A 3,852-nucleotide genomic window follows, 5' to 3' on the forward strand; every position below is an offset into this window, starting at 1 on the left:
CGGGATCGAGCTGTGCGGGCCGGCCGGGGCGGGCGCCGAGCGGGAGACCGAGCTGCGCATCGCGCACGCGTCGGCGCTGGCGCACGGCGGCGACATCCGCGGCGCGGTGCGCGCCCGCCGGACCGCGGTCGACCACGCCCGCGGCACCGCCCTCCTGGACCGGGCCCTGACCTGCTACGACGTCCCGGTGGCCTGGACGATCCGGCAGGACGTGCAGGTCGACGCCGACCTGGTGGCGCTGCTGGAGGAGCGCCTGGCCGCGCCCGACCCGGACCCGGCGATGCGCTGCCGGCTGCTGGCCGCGCTGGTCTTCGAGGTGGAGAGCCGCGACGACGAGCGCGTGCGCGCGGCCAGCGCCGAGGCGCTGCGGATCTCCGCCGAGCTGGGCGATCCGCGGCTGCGCTGCCTGGCGCTCAACGCCCGCGGCCTGATCGCCACCGGCCCCGACCTGCAGCACGAGCTCGGCGACCTGGGCGCCGAGCTGCTGGCGACCGCGCGCGCCGCCGGCCTGGTCGGCTACCCGTCGCAGGGTCACCACCTGCTGTTCCAGGCCGCGCTGGCCCGCCACGACCTGGACGGCGCCCAGCAGCACGCCGACGCGGCCATCGCCGCCGCTTCGGGGGCGCAGCTCGGCCACATGCTCGGCTGGAGCGCCATCTTCGCCGGGCTGCGCGCGCTCGTCGGCGGCGACACCGGCACCGCCGAGGCCGTCTACGCCGCGGTCGGCGAGCGCCTGGAGGCCGCGGGCGAGAGCAACGGGGCCCTGATCGGGCTGATCGGGCTGGTCGGGGTCCGGCACGCCCAGGCCCGGCTGGGCGAGCTGGCCGAGCAGCTCGCGAGGGTCATCGGCCCGATGCCGCACGGGCCCAGCGACCTCGCCGCGCTGGCGCTGCTGGCGGCGGGCGAACCGGATCGGGCCCGCGCGCTGTGGCGACCGGAGGAGCCCTACTCGCTGAACTACTACTGGCTGCTGTTCACCGCGCTGCGCGCCGAGGTCGCCGTCGGCTTCGGCGACCGCGAGCTGGCCGCGACGTGCTACGAGCGGCTGCTGCCCTGGGAGCACACCCTGGCCGGGCTGGCCAGCGGCACGGTGACGGTGGGCCCGGTCGCGCACGTGCTCGCCGACCTCGCCGCGCTGCTCGGCATGCCGCACGACGTCCGCGAGGCTCACCTCGCCCGCGCGGTCGAGGTGAGCGCCGAGCTGGGCGCGCCGCTGTGGGAGCGGCGCGCCCGCGCCGCGCTCGACGCCGTGGTGGGCACCCGCTGACGGCGGGCGCGGGCCCCGCTGTCAGCCGAAGACCAGCAGCTCGCGGCGCCGGTAGCCGGGGCGCACCAGCGGCAGCAGCAGCTTGAGCATGACCCCCGGGCCCTTGGTCAGCTGCGCGAACTCGGCCCGGTCGAGCACGTCGGCCGCCCGCGGGAGCATGAACGACATCGGCATCCCGCCGTCGCGGGCCCGCTTCTCGACCGCGTCCCACTCGGCGACCGTCAGGTACTTCTCGATCATCGGGAACATCGAGCGCTCCTCGTCCTCGATGTGCTCGTCGAGCTCGTCGCGCACCCGGGCCATGGCCCGGCCGAGCCCTGCCGCCGCGGCGCGGCGGTCCGCCGGGGAGGTCGCGGTGGCCAGCGCGGCGGCGCCGGCGCGGACGGCGTCGAGCAGCGGGTCGAGGGCGCGGTGGTCGTCGCCCAGCTCGGCGAGGTCGACGTCGGCGCCCGCGCGGGCGGTGAGCAGCGGCAGCAGGGCCTCGTCCTCGGTGGTGTGGTGGTGGTGGACCTCGTCGCAGACCATCTCGACCCAGCGGGTGACGGCGGCGGCGCGCTCCGGCGAGCAGGCCTCCCCGGCGGCGATGCGCTCGGCCGCCTCGGTGAGCCTGCGGGCGTCGCGGCGCATCATGCGGTGGGCCATCCGGATGCCCAGCAGGTCGGGGGTCTCGGTGCGGGTGCTCATCGTGGTTCCCTCCTCGGTTCGGGGACCACGATCGCCCGCGGCACTTGCCGGCGGCTTTCCGCGCACTTGCCCGGCCCGCGACGGGGCCGGCAAGTCAGTCCGGCAACGGTTCGAGGTGGCGGCGCACCTTGGTGGCGAGCGCGCCGATGCCCTTCGCGGTCGCGGCCTCCAGCGCGGCCTCCAGCACGTCGCGGCCCCGCCGGGCGTCGCCGGGGCGGCCCCTGGCCAGCAGCGCGCGGCCCAGGTGCAGGCGCAGCCAGGCCAGCTGGCCGGCCGAGCCGCCGACCCGGCGGATGCCCAGCTCGAAGTGCTCCACCGCGCGGTCGGGCTCGCCGACGGCCAGCGCCAGCAGCCCGCGGGCCCGGTGCACCGGACCGACCAGCAGCGTCGGCCACCCGCCCAGCGCGATCTCCTCGGTGTGCGGTTCGAGCAGGGCGTCGACCCGCCGCGCGAGGTCGTCGACGTCGAGGCGGTCGTTGCGGAACCCGTCGAGGCTGTCGATGGCCTCGGCGGCGACGGCCAGCGTCGGCACCGCGAGCCCGTGCGGCGGAAGCGCCCGCAGGTCGGAGGTCAGGTCGAGGGTGGCCGCGAGCTGGTCGACCGCGGCCGCGGGCGCGGCGACCTCGCCCCACATCAGCGCGATCGCCGGCGCCCACAGCACGAAGTACTGGCGCCGCTCGGCCAGCCGCAGGATGCCGGTCAGCTCGGGCATCCGGCCCTGCTGGTAGCGCAGCCAGGACAGCTGGCCCATCCAGGTCTGCTGGATCGAGTCGCTGACGTCCTCGGCCCCGTCGAGCAGGGCCTTCTGCGGGCCGAGGATGCGCGCCTCGGCGTCGGCGAGGTCGCCGTCCCACAGGTCGAACACCGTGTCCAGGGCCAGCTGCAGCCACGGCCCCATGCCGCTCGGGGTGTCCTCGACGAGCCCCCGGTGCAGCTCGCTGGTGCGGAGCGCGGCGGCCATGTCGCCCAGGCGCAGGTGGTCGACCACCGACTGCATCAGCGCCTCGCCGCGGAAGTGCACCGAGCTCGATGCCGCCGAGGCCTCCTCCATGCGGACGCTGATCCGGCGCAGCTCCGCGGGCGGGGCGTAGTCGAACAGCGCGTAGCGGCACTCGGTGAGCACCTCGCAGGCCACCTCGGGGTCGGTGCCCGGGGTGAGGGCGTCGAGGGTGGCGCGGGCCAGCCGCACCGGCTCCGGGTCCTCGACGACCGGCCCCTCGGGCAGCAGCCCCATCGTCATCCAGTGCGCCAGCGACGCGTTGAGCAGCAGCCACAGCTGGTGGGCCTCGCGGTCGGCGCCCAGGTCGACCGACGCGGCCAGTTCGTCGCGGGCGGTGCCGAGCATGTGCAGCAGGGAGCGGTCGACGCGGCCGGGGTCGGTCCAGCGCCGGGCGAGCCGGATCGCGGCCACCGCGCGCCGGCGCGGGCACCCGCCGGCCTCCTCGTACGCGGCCCGGAACGCGGTCTCCGCGGCGCGCATGTCGGCGCGGTCGTAGCGGGCGTCGCCCTGGGCGATGTGCAGTGCGAAGCGCACCTGGGGGTCGGCGGTGAGCGCGAGCCCCCGGGTGGCGAACTCGATGGCCGTGTCGAGCCGGTGGGCCTCCCGCTCGTCGCGGGCCGCGGCCAGGCACGCCCTCGCGATCTCGTCGTCGGCGACGTCGGGGCGCGCGGCCAGCGCGTGCCGGGCCACGGCGGCGGGGTCGGCGGCCGGTGAGTCGGCGGCGTGCCGGTAGGCGGCGGCGTGCAACCGCCGCGAGCGCCCGGGGTCGGCGGCCAGCTGGGAGAGCACGGCGTCGCGGTCGGCCGGGCCGGCGAAGCGGATGCCGTCGCGGTCCCGCCCGACCCCGGCGACCACGGCCCCGGAGCGCACGGCCGAGGCCAGCCCGGCGTCGGCCCGGTCG

At 77.5% G+C, this 3,852-nt stretch carries 2 protein-coding genes and 1 pseudogene; 1 reads left to right on the forward strand and 2 read right to left on the reverse strand.

Annotated elements, in window-relative coordinates; all coding sequences use genetic code 11:
- Positions 1–1,267: pseudogene (locus KIK08_RS37855) on the forward strand (hypothetical protein); the annotation flags it as partial.
- A gap of 21 nt (positions 1,268–1,288) precedes the next feature.
- Here the strand turns inward: KIK08_RS37855 and KIK08_RS37860 are convergent.
- Both KIK08_RS37860 and KIK08_RS37865 read right to left on the reverse strand, forming a co-directional pair.
- Entirely contained in the window at positions 1,289–1,951 is a 663-nt protein-coding gene (locus KIK08_RS37860) for a hemerythrin domain-containing protein (protein WP_214408129.1), read from the reverse strand.
- 94 nt (positions 1,952–2,045) lie between these two features.
- On the reverse strand, positions 2,046–3,852 hold a 1,807-nt coding region (locus tag KIK08_RS37865), incomplete at its 5' end, for a hypothetical protein (RefSeq protein ID WP_214408130.1).

This window comes from Pseudonocardia lacus (assembly GCF_018531445.1).
Taxonomy (GTDB): Bacteria; Actinomycetota; Actinomycetes; order Mycobacteriales; family Pseudonocardiaceae; genus Pseudonocardia; species Pseudonocardia lacus.

What these genes read in the sequence shown, in the direction of transcription:
- KIK08_RS37860 (WP_214408129.1), bottom strand. Translation starts at nt 1,951, where the DNA reads ATGAGCACCCGCACCGAGACCCCCGACCTGCTGGGCATCCGGATGGCC.